We start from the raw sequence: 13,779 nt of genomic DNA on the forward strand, positions 1-13,779 counted from the left end.
GTCGCTTTTCGCGGCCTGGACCGCCGTGAAAGCAGCGCTACACGGCGCGCCGAGTGCGACGAATTTTCCGGCTGTGCGCGGCCCCGCGGTATCACCCGGTTTTCACCGCATGTTGCGTGCGTGGCGTGGCGCGCGTTCGACATGGATGTGCGCAATTTCGCGCGGGCGGCATCACACACCGATGACGCGCCCACGCGTACCCCTGCTGCAACTACACGACACCAATGCAGCTTTTCAACCTTAGGAGACACCCGATGACCAGCAAGCTTCGCCGTTTGACCCTGACCGCGATCGCGGCCGCCGCCCTCGCCGCGCCGTTCGCCGCGCAACTGTCCGCGCACGCGGACGAGCCGCTGAAAGTCGGCTTCCTCGTGAAGATGCCGGAGCAGGCGTGGTTCATCAACGAACAGAAGGCCGCGACCGCGCTCGGCCAGAAGGACGGCTTCTCGGTGGTCAACATCGGCACGCCGGACGGCGAAAAAGTGCTGGCCGCGATCGATAACCTCGGCGCGCAAGGCGCGCAGGGCTTCGTGATCTGCGCGCCCGACGTGCGTCTCGGACCGGCGATTCAGGCGCGCGCGAAGCGCTACAACATGAAGTTCGTGACCGTCGACGACCAGCTGGTCGACTCGACCGGCAAGCCGCTCGCGAACGTGCCGCACCTGGGCATGTCCGCGTTCAAGATCGGCAACCAGGTCGGCACCGCGATCAGCGAGGAAATGAAGCGCCGCGGCTGGAAGCCTGAAGAAGTCGGCGCGCTGCGCATCACCGACTACGAACTGCCGACCGCCAAGCTGCGCACCGACGGCGCGACGCAATCGCTGCTGGCCGGCGGCTTCAAGAAGGAAAACATCTTCGACGCGCCGCAAAAGACCACCGACGACGAAGGCGGCTTCAACGCGGTATCGCCGGTGCTCGCGCAGCATCCGAACATCAAGAAGTGGGTGATCTTCGCGCTGAACGAGGAAAGCGTGCTGGGCGGCGTGCGCGCGACCGAGCAGCTGCATATCCCGTCGGCCGATGTGATCGGCGTCGGCATCAACGGCGCGGGCGAAGCGTTCGCCGAGTTCCAGAAGAAGGAGCCGACCGGCTTCTACGGCACGATCGCGGTGAGCTCGACGAACCACGGCAAGGACAGCACCGAGAACCTGGTTCAGTGGATCAAGGGCGGCAAGCAGCCGCCGGCCGACACGCAAACCACCGGCAAGCTGATGGTGCGCAGCAACTGGCAGGACGTGCGTAAGGAACTCGGCATTTAAGCGGAGTTCGCGCGGCGGCGTTGTAGTGGCCGCCGCGCATGCAGCACGAAGTTTGCGGGCCGCGCGCGAAGCACGTGAAACGCGGCAAGCGAACCACCCGGGGCAGCACCAGGCATGCGACGCGCGGCAGACGGATCGCCGCACGCCGCAAGCAATTCGCGGCAGGCATATCGCCGCGCGCGGCCCGCAAACCGTGCCGCTTGCCGCACGCGATACGCAACGCGCGGCAAGCAGCGGCAAACCGCAGACAGCAAGCAGGAAATCGCAGGCAGCAAGCGGCGGCCCGCCCACGTTCCACCCGTTCGAGGTTTTTCGATGACGTCCATATTCACCGGCGCCGACGGCGGCGACACGGCGCTTGCGCCCTCGCCCGCCATGCCCACGTCCGACGCCCCCTATCTCCAGCTCGACGGCATCACCGTGCGCTTTCCGGGCGTGCTCGCGCTCGACCAGGTCTCGCTCGAAGTGCGGCGCGGCGAAGTGCACGGCCTGATGGGCGAAAACGGCGCCGGCAAATCGACGCTGCTCAAGGTGCTGTCCGGCGTCAATCATCCGGTCGCGGGCACGCTGTCGCTCGACGGCGTCGAGCAGCAGTTCGCGACCACCAAGGCGGCGATCGCCGCGGGCATCGCGATCATCTATCAGGAACTGCATCTGGTGCCGGAATTGACGGTCGCCGAAAACCTGATGCTCGGCGCGCTGCCGAATCGTTTCGGGGTACTGGACGAAAAAGCGCTGGTCGCTCGCGCGCTGCGCGAGCTCGAACGGCTCGGCGAAAAAATCGATCCGTCGCAGCAGGTCAAGCATCTGTCGATCGGCCAGCGGCAGATGATCGAAATCGGCAAGGCGCTGATGCGCGACGCGCGCGTGATCGCATTCGATGAGCCGACCAGCTCGCTGTCCTCGCGCGAGACGACCCAGCTGTTCCGGATCATCCGCGCGCTGCGGGCCGAAGGCCGCGCGATCATCTACGTCACGCACCGGATGGAGGAAGTCTACGAACTGTGCGATCGCGTGACCGTGTTCCGCGACGGCCGCCGCATCGATACGTTCGAAGCCGGCGCGGGGCTCGACCGGGATCGGCTGATCAGCTGCATGGTCGGCCGCTCGATCAGCGACGTGTACGGCTATCGCACTCGCGAACTCGGCGACGTGCAACTGAAGGTCGATGGCCTGCTCGGTCCGGGGCTGCGCGAACCGGCGTCGTTCGCCGCGCGCAAGGGCGAGATCGTCGGCTTCTTCGGGCTGGTCGGCGCGGGCCGTTCGGAGCTGATGAAGCTGATCTACGGCGCGGTCAAGCCGGCCGCCGGCGAGGTCGTGCTGAAGGGCAAGCGCGTGCAGTTCGCGACTCCGCGCGACGCGGTGCGCGCCGGCGTCGCGCTGTGTCCGGAGGATCGCAAGCAGGAAGGCATCGTGTCGATCGCATCGGTGTCGGACAACCTGAACATCAGCTGCCGGCGCCACTTCAGCCGCTTTCACGTGCTCGACGGCCGCAAGGAAGCGCAGACCACGCGCGAATTCATCGCGAAGCTCGCGATTAAAACCCGCAACGGCGACACGCCGATCGGCACCCTCTCCGGCGGCAACCAGCAGAAGGTGATCCTGTCGCGCTGGCTCGCCGAAAACATCGACGTCTTCCTGATGGACGAGCCCACGCGCGGCATCGACGTCGGCGCGCGCAGCGAAATTTACGGCCTGCTGTACGGGCTCGCTGAAGCGGGCCGCACGGTCATCGTCGTGTCGAGCGATCTCGCCGAGGTGATCGGCGTCGCCGACCGCGTGATCGTGATGAAGGAAGGCGCGATCGTCGGCGATCTGCCGAAGGCGCAGGCCACCCCCGATGCGCTAATCAAGCTCGCACTGCCGCGTTGAGTGCGCTCATCGCGCTCAGCTTGTTCAGCGCCACCGTTATAGAAACATCGCACTGCCAACGGCATTGAATGGAACCGACACCATGAATACACCTTCAACCGATTCGTCATCGCCCGCCGTCGTCTCGGCCGGCATTACCGCGCGCGCCGCGCGCACCTGGGAGCTCGTCAACAAATCCGGCATCGTGATGGTGTTCCTGATTCTGTTCGCGGTGCTGTCGTTCACGGTCCCCGGCTTTCTCAGCTCGCGCAACATCCAGGGGCTGCTGCTGTCGGTCACGCTGATCGGTTCGATCTCGGTGACGATGATGTTCGTGCTCGCGCTCGGCGAAGTCGATTTGTCGGTCGCGTCGATCGTCGCGTTCTCCGGGGTGGTCGCCTCCGTGCTGATCACCGCGACCCATAGTGTGACGATCGGCGTCGTCGCCGGCGTGCTCGCGGGCGGCGTGGTCGGACTCGTGAACGGCACGCTGGTCGCGCGCTACAAGATCAACTCGCTGATCGTCACGCTCGCGATGATGGAAGTCGTGCGCGGCCTCGCGTTCATCACGTCGAACGGCGACGCGGTGATGATCTCCGAAGAGAGCTTCTTCGAACTCGGCGGCGGCTCGTTCCTCGGCATCTCGTATCCGATCTGGAGCAACATCGTCGGCTTCGTGCTGTTCGGCTTCCTGCTGAAGAAGACCGTGTTCGGCAAGAACGTGCTGGCGGTCGGCGGCAATAGCGAGGCGGCCGTGCTCGCGGGTCTGCCGGTCACGCGCATCAAGATCACCGTGTTCGTGCTGCAAGGTCTCGTGACCGGCTTCGCGGGCGTGATGCTCGCATCGCGGATGAGTCTCGGCGACCCGAAGACCTCGGTCGGTCTCGAACTCGGCGTGATTTCGGCTTGCGTGCTCGGCGGCGTGTCGCTGACCGGCGGCGTCGCGACCATCTCCGGCGTGCTGGTCGGCGTGCTGATCATGGGCTCGGTGCAGGACGCGATGAGCCTGCTGAACGTGCCGACTTTCTACCAGTACCTGATTCGCGGCGGCATCCTGCTGCTCGCGGTGCTGTTCGACCAGTTCCGCCGCAGCAAACGCGTGCACTGACGCGCGCTTGTTTCGGCTTGTTCCGGTTAGTTTTTCCTGCGCTTTGCGAGAAGGCGACTGCCGGTGCGGATCGGGCGATCCGCACCGGCTTTTTTACGCGCGAAGAGAATAAAAAAACGGCCGGGGCATTCACATGCCCAAGCCGCTTTTCAGCTCACGCGTTCACGCTTGCCGCTTTAAAGCCGCAAGTGACACGCATGCGACCGTATTCCGGCTTTTGCCGGAATAACGGGGTTGTTGCTTATCGGTTGCTTATCGATTGCCTATTGCTTGATAAACCGGTCGTTTGCCCATAATCCGACCGTGTCGCTATTGCCGGCGTTCACGAATTCGACGTCATGGCCGACTACGCGGACCACGCGGAAACTCGAATCGGACGGCGTCGACACGCATTGGTATCCGGAGAAGAATTCCTGCATCTTTTGCTGTTCACCGGCTTGCGCATGCTGGTCGACGGCGTCGAGCTTGTCTTTCGACACGCAGCCATACGCATTGGCCTTGAACTGAATGGTTTGCTGCGGCTTGATCATGACGTCCTGCGCCTGAACGCTCGCGGCAGCCAAACCCGCAATGGCGAAAACAACGGCAATTCGAGTTTTCATTTTTCCTCCGGTGCAGGCCGGGTGCTCGGGTTAGCTATGTATTTAACTTTAACGGCGGACCTGCATCTTGCACTTTAGGAGAAGCAGTCAGAACGACAAGCACATCTTGTGTGCGGTCGCAACAGTGGCGAATTGTCGCACCCGTGCGCGCAGCAAATTAAAACGCCCGCTAAGTGTCTGATTGGGCACGCATGAAACAGATAACTAAAAATGGGCTAGGGCGGTCGGCTTTATCCAGTAAAGCTCTGCGCTAGGGTTCGCGTAAACCAGTGGGCTCAATTAAGCGATTTAATAAAATTAAATCCGGCACTTGGTGCGGCGCACACAAAGTCATTCAATGCGCTAATCACGTCGCGCGAAATAATGGTGCGGATACAGAAAATAAACGATGCCAACTGGGTGAATGGGCGCTGCCGTCGGCTTCGGAATGCGCGGCGCCGTCCGATGCGGGAATAACCGCTGCTCTACAATGAAACCAAATCTCCGGCACCTGGAGGCTATCGTGAACGAGCACGTAATACTCGGGATTTTTCTGGTCGTTCCGCTGCTAATCGTCCTGTTCCTTTTCTCCGACGAATTGTGGCAGGAACATCGCCATCTGCACGATGAACGCGGTCTGCATCCGCGGCCGCGGCGGCACGACTGGCGCCATCCGCTGCGGCGCTCGCGCGATCGTCTGTGAATGAGGCTGGATCGACAGCACCAAGAAAAAAGCCTGCCGCAATGGGCAGGCGAAAAAAGAGATCCACACTCAATGCCTTGAACACAAGGCAGTTCGCAGTCTAGCGAGGTCGCGCCCGCTAGTGGTTTCAAGCGCTTTTACAGATGTTACGGCGCGTGACCGCTATGCGCGGCGCGTGGCGATACATCACTACGTGACGCGCTCCGCGCGCGGCCAGCCTCGCGTGCCGCGTGCTTAATCCGCTCGCTCAATCCGCGCGCCAGTGAGCGCGAATCCGTTTAGCCAAGGCTTCCAGCGTATCGGCGTCGGCGGTCTCGCGCGCATGCATTTTCAGCGGCTGCCCATCCCAGCGCGGGATCACATGGAAGTGCACGTGCGGCACCGTCTGTCCGGCGGCGGCGCCGTTGAACTGACCGATGAACACGCCGTCCGGGCGCAACGCCGCGCGTATCGCGATCGCGAGCTTCTGCGCCATCCGCATCGACGCGACCAGCGACGCGTCCGACAGATCGAAAATTTCCGCAACCGCTTCCTTCGGCACGACCAGCAGATGGCCGTCGGCTTGCGGCATCAGGTCCATGAACGCCAGCGCCTGGTTGTTTTCGGCCACCTTGATGCACGGGAGTTCGCCGCGCAGGATTTTCGCGAACGGGTTGCTGTCGTTGTAGCTCATTGCGTTTCCTTTCCTCGTCAGGCTGGGTTCGAATTGCGAATCGATGCCGCGGTAGCGGGGCGGTCCGGCTATTGTCCACCCGATCTCTTACAACACGCGTGCGGCGCGACGGATTGCCTGCGGCGGCTGGCCGAAGGCGCGCAGAAACGCGCGCCGCATCCGCTCGGGGTCGACGAAGCCAGTGTCGGCTGCGACCGTTTCGATCGAATGACGGCCGGCTTCGAGCATCGCGCGCGCCGCTTCGACGCGCAGCGCCTCGATCGCCTTGGCCGGCGACTGCCGGGTTTCGTCGCGAAACGCGCGGCTGAACTGGCGCGGACTCAGATGCGCGAGCTCGGCGAGCTGTTCGACCGTCAGCGGTTCGTGCAGATGGCTTTTCGCATACGACAGCGCGGTCTGAATCCGGTCGGACTTCGGTTCGAGTTCGAGCATCGCGGAGAACTGCGACTGCCCGCCGGTGCGGCGGTGATAAACGACGAGTTTCTTCGCGATCGCGCGCGAACTGGCCACGCCGAGATCATTCTCCACGAGCGCGAGGCACAGGTCGATGCAGGCGGTCATGCCGGCCGAAGTCCAGACCGAGCCGTCGACGATAAAAATGCGGTCCTCGTCGACCCGCGCGCGCGGGAAGCGCCGTTGCAGATCGCGTGCATGCGCCCAGTGGGTGGTCGCGTGGCGGCCATCGAGAATGCCGGCCTCCGCGAGCACGAACGCGCCGGTGCAGATGCTCGCGGTACGGCGCGACGCGGTGAGCGCATCGTTCAGAAACGCGAGCAGCCCCGGCGACGACGGCGCGACTTCCATCGCGCCGGTGACGATCACCGTGTCGTAGGCCGCCTCGCCGAACGGCTCGGTCGCGACCTCGACGCCGGCCGAGCTACGCACCATCCCGCCGTGCTCGGAAATCACCGTCACTTCGTACGCGGGCTCCGCGCGTTCGAGGTTCGCGACCTCGAAGATCGACACCGCGATCAGATCGAGGACCTGGAAACCCGGAAATACGACCACACCGATGCGTTTCATCGCGATGTCCTGAAACGAGGGAAATACGACATTTGAGACAAAAAGGTACGCGCCTACACTGGCTTCGTCAACCCGGTCGCGTCGGCGCAAAAACTTTCAAAGCGTTGCGGCGGACGGCGACGGGTTCACCGGCTTTTCCCATTCATCGGCAAGGGCATTCGCGCATGTTGCGCGCAGCCCGCAAGGAGCGATTCAAATGGCAACGCAGACACAGCAGGGCGCCCACACGGGTACGAACGCAGGCAAGGGCATCGCGGTGATTACGGGCGCATCGTCGGGGATCGGCGCGGTCTACGCGGACCGTCTCGCGCGACGCGGCTACGACCTGCTGCTGATCGCGCGCGACGGCGCCAGACTGGCGAGCCTCGCCGCGCGCCTGAACGAAGCAACCGGTCGCCGCGTCGCGACGCTCAGCGCGGACCTGACCGTGAAGGCCGACGTGCGGCGTGTCGAGGAACGGCTGCGCGCCGATCGCGACATCACGCTGCTGGTCAACAACGCGGGCGTCGGCGCGACCGCGTCGCTGCTCGACTCGGACCTCGATCAGCTAGACGCGATGATCGAGCTGAACGTGACCGCGCTCACGCGGCTGAGCGCGGCGGTGTTGCCGGGGTTTATCGAGCGCGGCGCGGGCACGCTGATCAATATTTCGTCGATCGTCGCGCTGGCGCCGGAACTGTTGAACGGCACCTATAGCGGCACCAAGGCGTATGTGCTGAACCTGACGCAGTCGCTGCATCACGAAGTGGGCGGCAAGGGCGTGCGGCTGCAGGCGGTGTTGCCGGGTGCGACCAGCACCGCGTTCTGGGATCGCGCGGGGCTCGCGGTCGAGCAGTTGCCCGCGCAGATCGTGATGAGCGCCGACGATATGGTCGACGCGGCGCTCGCCGGTCTCGATCAGGGCGAACTGGTGACGATTCCGTCGTTGCCCGATGCCGCCGACTGGCAGCGCTTCGACGATGCGCGCCTGCAGTTGCAGCCGAATCTGTCGCGCGATGTGCCGGCCGCGCGCTACGCGCACGCGGCGGCGGCTCAACCGCTCATCGCGACCTGATTCTTGCCGTCCCGTTTCGCGCGATACAAACCCACATCGGCCGCTTCGATCAGCGTCGTCACCGGGTCGGCCGCCGACGGCACCAGCGTCGCCGCGCCGATGCTGATCGTGACGACGCCGGCCGCCGAGCCCGAATGGGTGATCGCGAGGTCTTCGATCGCGATGCGGATTTTCTCCGCGAGCAGCCGCAGGCCGCCGGCCGACGTGCCCGGCACGACCACCGCGAACTCCTCGCCGCCGAAGCGCGCGGCGAGGTCCGGCGAGCGGCCCAGGCACGATTCGATCGTGTGCGCGACGCTCTTGAGCACTTCGTCGCCGGCGACGTGGCCGTAGGTGTCGTTGTAGGCCTTGAAGTTGTCGACGTCGATCATCAGGAAGCCGAGGCCGGTCCGGTCGCGCATCCCGCGACGCCATTCGGCGGCCAGATACTGGTCGAGATAGCGCCGGTTCGACAGCCCGGTCAGGCCGTCGGAATGGGTCAGCCGCTGCAGCTCCAGATTGGTCGCGAGCAATTGCTGCTGCGACTGCCGCAGCGCGCGATACGCCTCGTCGCGCTGCACGAGGTTCAGGTACGAGCGCGAGTGATAGCGGATTCGCGCGATCAGTTCGATCCGGTCGGGCAGCTTCACCAGGTAATCGTTCGCGCCGGCCGCGAACGCCGCGCTTTTGACGAGCGGCTCTTCCTTGGTCGACAGCACGAGGATCGGGATATCGCGGGTGGCCGGATTCTGCCGGTACTGCCGCACCAGCGTGAGGCCGTCGGTGCCGGGCATTACGAGGTCCTGCAGGATCACCGTCGCGCGGGTTTCCTCCGCGCAGCGCAGCGCTTCTTCCGGCGACGCGCAGTAGTGGAAATCGACCCCCGGCTCGCCGGCCAGCGCCTGGCGCACCGCCTCGGCGATGATCGCCTGGTCGTCGACCAGCAGCACCATGATCGGGCATTCGGCCGCCGGCGGATTGGCGAGGATGCGCGCGAGCGCGTCGTCGATCGCGAGACTGGGCGCATCCTCCGCGACGAGCGCGTGCGCCGGTGTGTTCGCTTCGTCTGCGACAGACTGCGCAGCGGCGTTCTGTGGCGAGTTAGGAGTGTCCATGTGGGTCAGCCAGAAGGTATGTCGGGAAAGCCACGTCAGGCCGCGCTCGGCGTCTGGCGTTCGTTGACGGCGGCCGTCAGCGCCGCGGCGATGCGCGGCAACGGCAGGATCGCGGCGGCGGCGCCGAGCGCGGCAGCCGCCTTCGGCATGCCGTACACCGCGCTCGTTGCCTCGTCCTGCGCGATCGTGTGAAAGCCCTTGGTGCGCATCGCCTTCAGGCCGATCGCGCCGTCCCGGCCCATGCCGGTCAGCAGCACGCCGAGCGCGCGCGCGGGCCAGCGCGCGACCACGCTGTTGAAAAACACGTCGACCGATGGTCGGTACGGCGTTTCCTCCGGCACCCGGGTGTAGCCGAGCACGTTCGGCAGCTTCAGATGCAGATGGTCGTCGGTTGCGGCGAGCAGCGCGACGCCCGCTTGCGGGCGGTCGCCTTCGCGCGCGATCCGCACCGGCAGCGCGGCCTGCTGGTTCAGCCAGTCGGCCATGCCGGCGGCGAACGCGGCGTCCACGTGCTGCACGATCACGATCGCCGCGCCGAAGTCTTTCGGCAAACCGCTGAGCACTGTGGCGAGCGCGGCCGGGCCGCCCGCCGACGCGCCGATCGCGACCAGCGGCACGTCGCGCGCGGCGCCGCGTTCGGGACGCTCGCTCGCGGCAATGCGTGGCGCGCAGCGTTCGCGGACCAGCGCGGCGACGTTGTCGATCTTCGCGATCAGGGTCGCGATGCTCTTGTGCGCGTCGGGGCCGGACAGCGACGGCGTATCGACCGCGTCGAGCGCGCCCGCGCCCATCGCTTCGTACACGCGCCACGCGTTCGCGCCGACGTCGACGGTGACGATCAGGATCGCGCACGGCGCGCGCGCCATGATGCGGCGGGTCGCCTCGATGCCGTCGACGTTTGGCATCACGAGGTCCATCAGTACGATGTCGGGCCGCTGCGCGACGCAGAAGTCGAGCGCCTGCTGGCCGTCCGATGCGACCCACGCGAGCTCGTAGTCGCTGCGGGCGGCGAGGGCGCGGCGCAGTGCCTCGACCGCGAGCGGCATGTCGTTGACGATTCCAATTTTCATCTTGTTTACCCGTAGGCCTCGCCAATCAGGTCACGCACCGCGTCGAGCAGTGCCTCGTCGTGGAAACTGCCTTTGGCCAGATAATAGTCCGCGCCCGCATCGAGGCCGGTGCGGCGATCTTCTTCACGATCCTTGTACGACACGATCATCACCGGCAGCGCCTGCAACTGCGGATCGCGCTTGATCAGCGTGACGAGTTCGATGCCGTCCATGCGCGGCATGTCGATGTCGGTGATCACGAGGTCGAAGCGCTCGCCGCGCACCGCGTTCCAGCCGTCCATCCCGTCGACCGCGATCGTCACGTCGTAGCCGCGCGTCGCGAGCAGCTTGCGTTCGAGTTCGCGCACGGTCAGCGAATCGTCGACCACCAGCACGCGGCGGGTCGCGCGCCGCGCGCTGTCGGCGCCGCGTTGCTGCGCGTGACTGAGGGTGCCGCCGGCGACCAGCCGTTCGACCGAGCGCAGCCAGTCGTCGACGTCGGCGATCAGCACCGGGTCGCCGTTTTCCATCAGCGCGCCGGCGCTGATGTTGCGGATCTTGCCGAGCCGCGCGTCGAGCGGCTGCACGACCAGCATCCGTTCGCCGAGGAAGCGGTCGACCGCGACGCCGTAGGTGCGCGGCCCGTCGCCGATCACGACGAGGCACACGCTCGTGTCGTCGTGCGCGGCCGGCGCGGCCTCCAGAATCTGCTGCGCGGTGACCACGCCGATCCGGCGTCCTGAAAATTCGATGTGCTGATGACCTTCGAGCAGTTCGATGTCCGCGCGGCTCACCCGCAGCGTGCGGTTCACGTGCGCGAGCGGCACCGCGTACGGCTCGCCGCCGACTTCGACCAGCAGACTGCGGATTACCGACAGCGTCAGTGGCAACTGCATCTGCATGCGTGTGCCGATGCCGGGTTCCTGGGTGATGCGCACGGTGCCGCGGACCCGCTTGACGACGTCGTGTACCGCGTCGAGGCCGACGCCGCGGCCCGACACGTCGGTAACCTGGTCGCGCAGCGAGAAGCCGGGCAGGAACAGGAAGTCGAGCAGCTCGGCTTCGGACAGGCGCGCGGCGGTGTCCTCGCTCGCGAGTTTCTTGCGCACGATCGATGCGCGCAGCGCGTCGAGATCGATGCCGGCGCCGTCGTCCGATACGGTGATCTGCAGCGCGCCGGCGCTGTGGCGCGCTTCGAGCGTCAGCGTGCCTTCCTCGGGCTTGCCGCGCGCGAGCCGCAGCGCGGGCGCTTCGATGCCGTGATCGAGCGCGTTGCGCAGCATGTGGCCGAGCGGCGCTTCGAGCAGATCGAGAATGTCGCGGTCGACCTGGGTCGATTCGCCGATCAGTTGCCAGCGCACCTTCTTGCCGAGCGAACGCGCGACGTCGCGCACCATTCGCGCGAGGCCGCCGGTGCCGTCGCCGAACGGACGCATCCGGCATTGCAGCGCGGCGTCGTACAACTGCTGCGAGAGGTGGGTCGAGCGACGGTCGTAGCTTTCCAGATCGGCGAGGCGCTCGCCGAGCAGTTGCTGCGCTTCGGCGCTCAGGCGGCGCAGTTCTTCGAGCGCGCTTTGCGCGAGCGGGTCGAGCCGCAGGTCGGCGAGTGTCGCGTGCAGGTGGTCGAGCGCGCGGGCGCTGTCGCGCTGCACGCGTTTGACGCGCAACATCGATTGCGCGAACGGCTTCAGCCAGCGCGATTCGACCAGCGATTCGCCGGATAGCGATAGCAGGCGGTCGAGGTTGTCGGCGCGCACGCGGAGCATGCGGCTGGTTTCGGTGAGGTTGGCGGTGGCGGGCGTGTTCGCGCTGGTGGATAGGCTCGTTGGCGCGGTTGGCGTTGCGGTGCCGGCGGGCGAGGGCGGCAGCGGGGCTGCGGGCGGGGTTTGTGCTGCGGGGAACGGAGCGGTTGCGGGAGTTCCATGCGCTGCCGGAGCCGCAGGCGTTGCAGCGGACGTGGGCGCCGCGGAAGCCCCATGCGTTGCTGGAGTCGGCGGCGGTGCAGCAGGCGTTGACGTCGCGGGAGTCCCGGGCGTTGCGAAAGTTGCCGGCGGCGCAGCACTGACAGGCGTTTCACGAGTCGCAGGCGTCGCCTGAGCGGCGGCGGACGCAGCGCTTCGCGTCGTTGCGGCTTCGGCCCGCAGTGCATTAGCCAGAAGATCGAACGCAGCGTCATCGGCGGGAGGCAGCGATAAGCGGTCCGGACCGCGTGGCGCCAGCGGTTCGCTTGCGGGGGCTGCGTTGGGCGCTTGGGTAGGCGAGGGCACCGCACCCAGCGCCAACCCACCCATCCCTGCACCATGCGGCGCCACCCCTTCCATCCGCGCCTGCAACGCCGCCACACATTCGCCGACCTCGACACGCGCCGCGTCGTCTTCATCGTTGCCGATCCGCGCGACGATATCGACGCCGCGCAGCAGCACATCGATCCACGCGCCGTCGAGCAGCGCGCGCCCCTCCTGCGCGGCGACGAAACAGTCCTCCATCGCATGCGCGAGTTCGACGCCGACCGGCACGCCGACGATCCGCGCGGCGCCTTTCAGCGAATGCGCGGCGCGCATGCACGCTTCGAGCGCGGCCGCGTCGGTGGGCGCGCGGTCGAGCACCAGCAGGCCGTCGTCGAGCACGCGTGCCTGGTTGCGCGCTTCCTCGCGAAACAGATCGATCAGCGACGGGCGGCGCGGGTCGTCGATCATCCGAGGCTCCGGTTCAGGGTGTCGAATAGCGCGTCGGCGTCGAGCAGACCGACGCTGACGCCGCGCCACCCGACGACCGCGCGCGTGTGCGTGGCCGCGGTTTGCGACAGCGTCGCGGGCGGCGCGCAGAACGTCGCTGGCGCGAAGCGCTGCACGCCGTCGACCTGGTCGACCGGCAACACCGCGTGCTCGTCGCCGCGCGCGATCACCAGCAGACGCGGCAGATCGAGGCGGGTGCGATCGTCGCGCGCGCCGGCGGCCTCGGGCTCGAAGCCGAGCAGATGCGCGAGCGACAGGCACACCAGCAATTCGCCCTGCACGTTGACCACCCCGAGCACCGCGCGATGCTGGCGATGCGGCAACGTATGCACGGTACGCGTCTGCACGATGCGCTTGAAAATCGGCGTCGGCAGCGCGAGCCATTCGCCGCCGATGCGAAACACCAGAAACGATTCGCCGTCCTGCTTATCGCGCGAGTGCGAGGTGAGGGCGGCACGCGAGGCCGCGCCGGCCGTCCGCGGCTCGTGCCGGGTCAGATCGACGAGCGGCATCGGCTGATCGAGCAGCTTCGCCGCGGCCACTTCGAACACCGGGCAGTTCAGGCAGCGCACGTATTCGGTCAGCCGCTCGCACGACATATCGCCGCGCACGCCGATGCGATTCCAGCAATCGTCGAAGCTGCTCACGC

Annotated in this window: 12 protein-coding genes; 5 read left to right on the forward strand and 7 right to left on the reverse strand. The window is 66.3% G+C overall.

The genetic code is table 11. The features are described from left to right. The first annotated feature begins 254 nt into the window (after nt 1-254). From BTH42_RS00060 to araH, 3 genes are all read left to right on the forward strand, one after another. Complete coding sequence (locus tag BTH42_RS00060) at nt 255-1,259, forward strand: arabinose ABC transporter substrate-binding protein (protein WP_075294686.1); 1,005 nt, start codon at nt 255-257, stop codon at nt 1,257-1,259. A 315-nt stretch (nt 1,260-1,574) separates the two neighbouring features. Further along, nucleotides 1,575-3,131 carry an L-arabinose ABC transporter ATP-binding protein AraG gene (gene araG, locus BTH42_RS00070; protein WP_075294688.1) on the forward strand — a complete coding sequence of 519 codons (1,557 nt, stop codon included), beginning with the start codon at nt 1,575-1,577 and terminating at the stop codon, nt 3,129-3,131. An 82-nt stretch (nt 3,132-3,213) separates the two neighbouring features. Further along, the gene (araH, locus tag BTH42_RS00075) at nt 3,214-4,218 is read left to right on the forward strand and encodes an L-arabinose ABC transporter permease AraH (protein ID WP_075294689.1); all 1,005 of its coding nucleotides are present in this window, start codon (nt 3,214-3,216) and stop codon (nt 4,216-4,218) included. A 263-nt stretch (nt 4,219-4,481) separates the two neighbouring features. On the opposite strand, the gene sap1 is transcribed toward araH, so the two are convergent. Then, nucleotides 4,482-4,820: a surface attachment protein Sap1 gene (gene sap1 / locus BTH42_RS00080; protein WP_075294690.1), complete on the reverse strand. Its 339-nt coding sequence runs from the start codon at nt 4,818-4,820 to the stop codon at nt 4,482-4,484. A gap of 502 nt (nt 4,821-5,322) precedes the next feature. Between sap1 and BTH42_RS00085 the strand changes: the two genes are divergently transcribed. Beyond that, nucleotides 5,323-5,502: a hypothetical protein gene (locus BTH42_RS00085; RefSeq protein ID WP_075294691.1), complete on the forward strand. Its 180-nt coding sequence runs from the start codon at nt 5,323-5,325 to the stop codon at nt 5,500-5,502. A gap of 247 nt (nt 5,503-5,749) precedes the next feature. Here the strand turns inward: BTH42_RS00085 and BTH42_RS00090 are convergent, their stop codons facing one another. Next, on the reverse strand, nt 5,750-6,175 hold the full coding sequence (locus BTH42_RS00090) for an HIT family protein (protein ID WP_075294692.1): 426 nt from the start codon (nt 6,173-6,175) through the stop codon (nt 5,750-5,752). 87 nt (nt 6,176-6,262) lie between these two features. Continuing rightward, complete coding sequence (locus BTH42_RS00095; RefSeq protein ID WP_075294693.1) at nt 6,263-7,198, reverse strand: GlxA family transcriptional regulator; 936 nt, start codon at nt 7,196-7,198, stop codon at nt 6,263-6,265. Nucleotides 7,199-7,394: 196 nt separating this feature from the next. On the opposite strand from BTH42_RS00095, the gene BTH42_RS00100 reads away from it, so the two are divergent. Further along, nucleotides 7,395-8,252 carry an SDR family oxidoreductase gene (locus BTH42_RS00100; protein WP_075294694.1) on the forward strand — a complete coding sequence of 286 codons (858 nt, stop codon included), beginning with the start codon at nt 7,395-7,397 and terminating at the stop codon, nt 8,250-8,252. Here the strand turns inward: BTH42_RS00100 and BTH42_RS00105 are convergent. From BTH42_RS00105 to BTH42_RS00120, 4 genes are read right to left on the reverse strand one after another with little or no spacing between them, the layout of a single operon-like run. Further along, the gene (locus BTH42_RS00105; protein ID WP_075294695.1) at nt 8,231-9,346 is read right to left on the reverse strand and encodes a diguanylate cyclase; all 1,116 of its coding nucleotides are present in this window, start codon (nt 9,344-9,346) and stop codon (nt 8,231-8,233) included. The genes BTH42_RS00100 and BTH42_RS00105 overlap by 22 nt on opposite strands. Before the next feature lie 35 nt (nt 9,347-9,381). After that, nucleotides 9,382-10,416 carry a chemotaxis response regulator protein-glutamate methylesterase gene (locus BTH42_RS00110; RefSeq protein WP_075294696.1) on the reverse strand — a complete coding sequence of 345 codons (1,035 nt, stop codon included), beginning with the start codon at nt 10,414-10,416 and terminating at the stop codon, nt 9,382-9,384. A 5-nt stretch (nt 10,417-10,421) separates the two neighbouring features. Then, nucleotides 10,422-13,091 (reverse strand): hybrid sensor histidine kinase/response regulator, encoded by a 2,670-nt coding sequence (locus tag BTH42_RS00115; RefSeq protein ID WP_075294697.1) that lies wholly within the window; start codon nt 13,089-13,091, stop codon nt 10,422-10,424. Next, entirely contained in the window at nt 13,088-13,729 is a 642-nt protein-coding gene (locus tag BTH42_RS00120) for a chemotaxis protein CheW (RefSeq protein ID WP_083654629.1), read from the reverse strand. Before BTH42_RS00120 ends, BTH42_RS00115 begins: the two co-directional genes overlap by 4 nt. Between the last annotated feature and the right edge of the window lie 50 nt (nt 13,730-13,779).

Origin of the sequence: Burkholderia sp. SRS-W-2-2016 (genome assembly GCF_001931485.1) — a bacterium.
GTDB lineage: Bacteria > Pseudomonadota > Gammaproteobacteria > Burkholderiales > Burkholderiaceae > Paraburkholderia.

Coding starts and splice junctions, on each gene's coding strand:
- BTH42_RS00090 (WP_075294692.1), bottom strand. CDS start 6,175: ATGAGCTACAACGACAGCAACCCGTTCGCGAAAATCCTGCGCGGCGAA.
- BTH42_RS00120 (WP_083654629.1), bottom strand. CDS start 13,729: ATGTCGTGCGAGCGGCTGACCGAATACGTGCGCTGCCTGAACTGCCCG.
- BTH42_RS00105 (WP_075294695.1), bottom strand. CDS start 9,346: ATGGACACTCCTAACTCGCCACAGAACGCCGCTGCGCAGTCTGTCGCA.
- BTH42_RS00095 (WP_075294693.1), bottom strand. CDS start 7,198: ATGAAACGCATCGGTGTGGTCGTATTTCCGGGTTTCCAGGTCCTCGAT.
- BTH42_RS00060 (WP_075294686.1), top strand. CDS start 255: ATGACCAGCAAGCTTCGCCGTTTGACCCTGACCGCGATCGCGGCCGCC.
- sap1 (WP_075294690.1), bottom strand. CDS start 4,820: ATGAAAACTCGAATTGCCGTTGTTTTCGCCATTGCGGGTTTGGCTGCC.
- araH (WP_075294689.1), top strand. CDS start 3,214: ATGAATACACCTTCAACCGATTCGTCATCGCCCGCCGTCGTCTCGGCC.
- BTH42_RS00110 (WP_075294696.1), bottom strand. CDS start 10,416: ATGAAAATTGGAATCGTCAACGACATGCCGCTCGCGGTCGAGGCACTG.
- BTH42_RS00115 (WP_075294697.1), bottom strand. CDS start 13,091: ATGATCGACGACCCGCGCCGCCCGTCGCTGATCGATCTGTTTCGCGAG.
- araG (WP_075294688.1), top strand. CDS start 1,575: ATGACGTCCATATTCACCGGCGCCGACGGCGGCGACACGGCGCTTGCG.
- BTH42_RS00100 (WP_075294694.1), top strand. CDS start 7,395: ATGGCAACGCAGACACAGCAGGGCGCCCACACGGGTACGAACGCAGGC.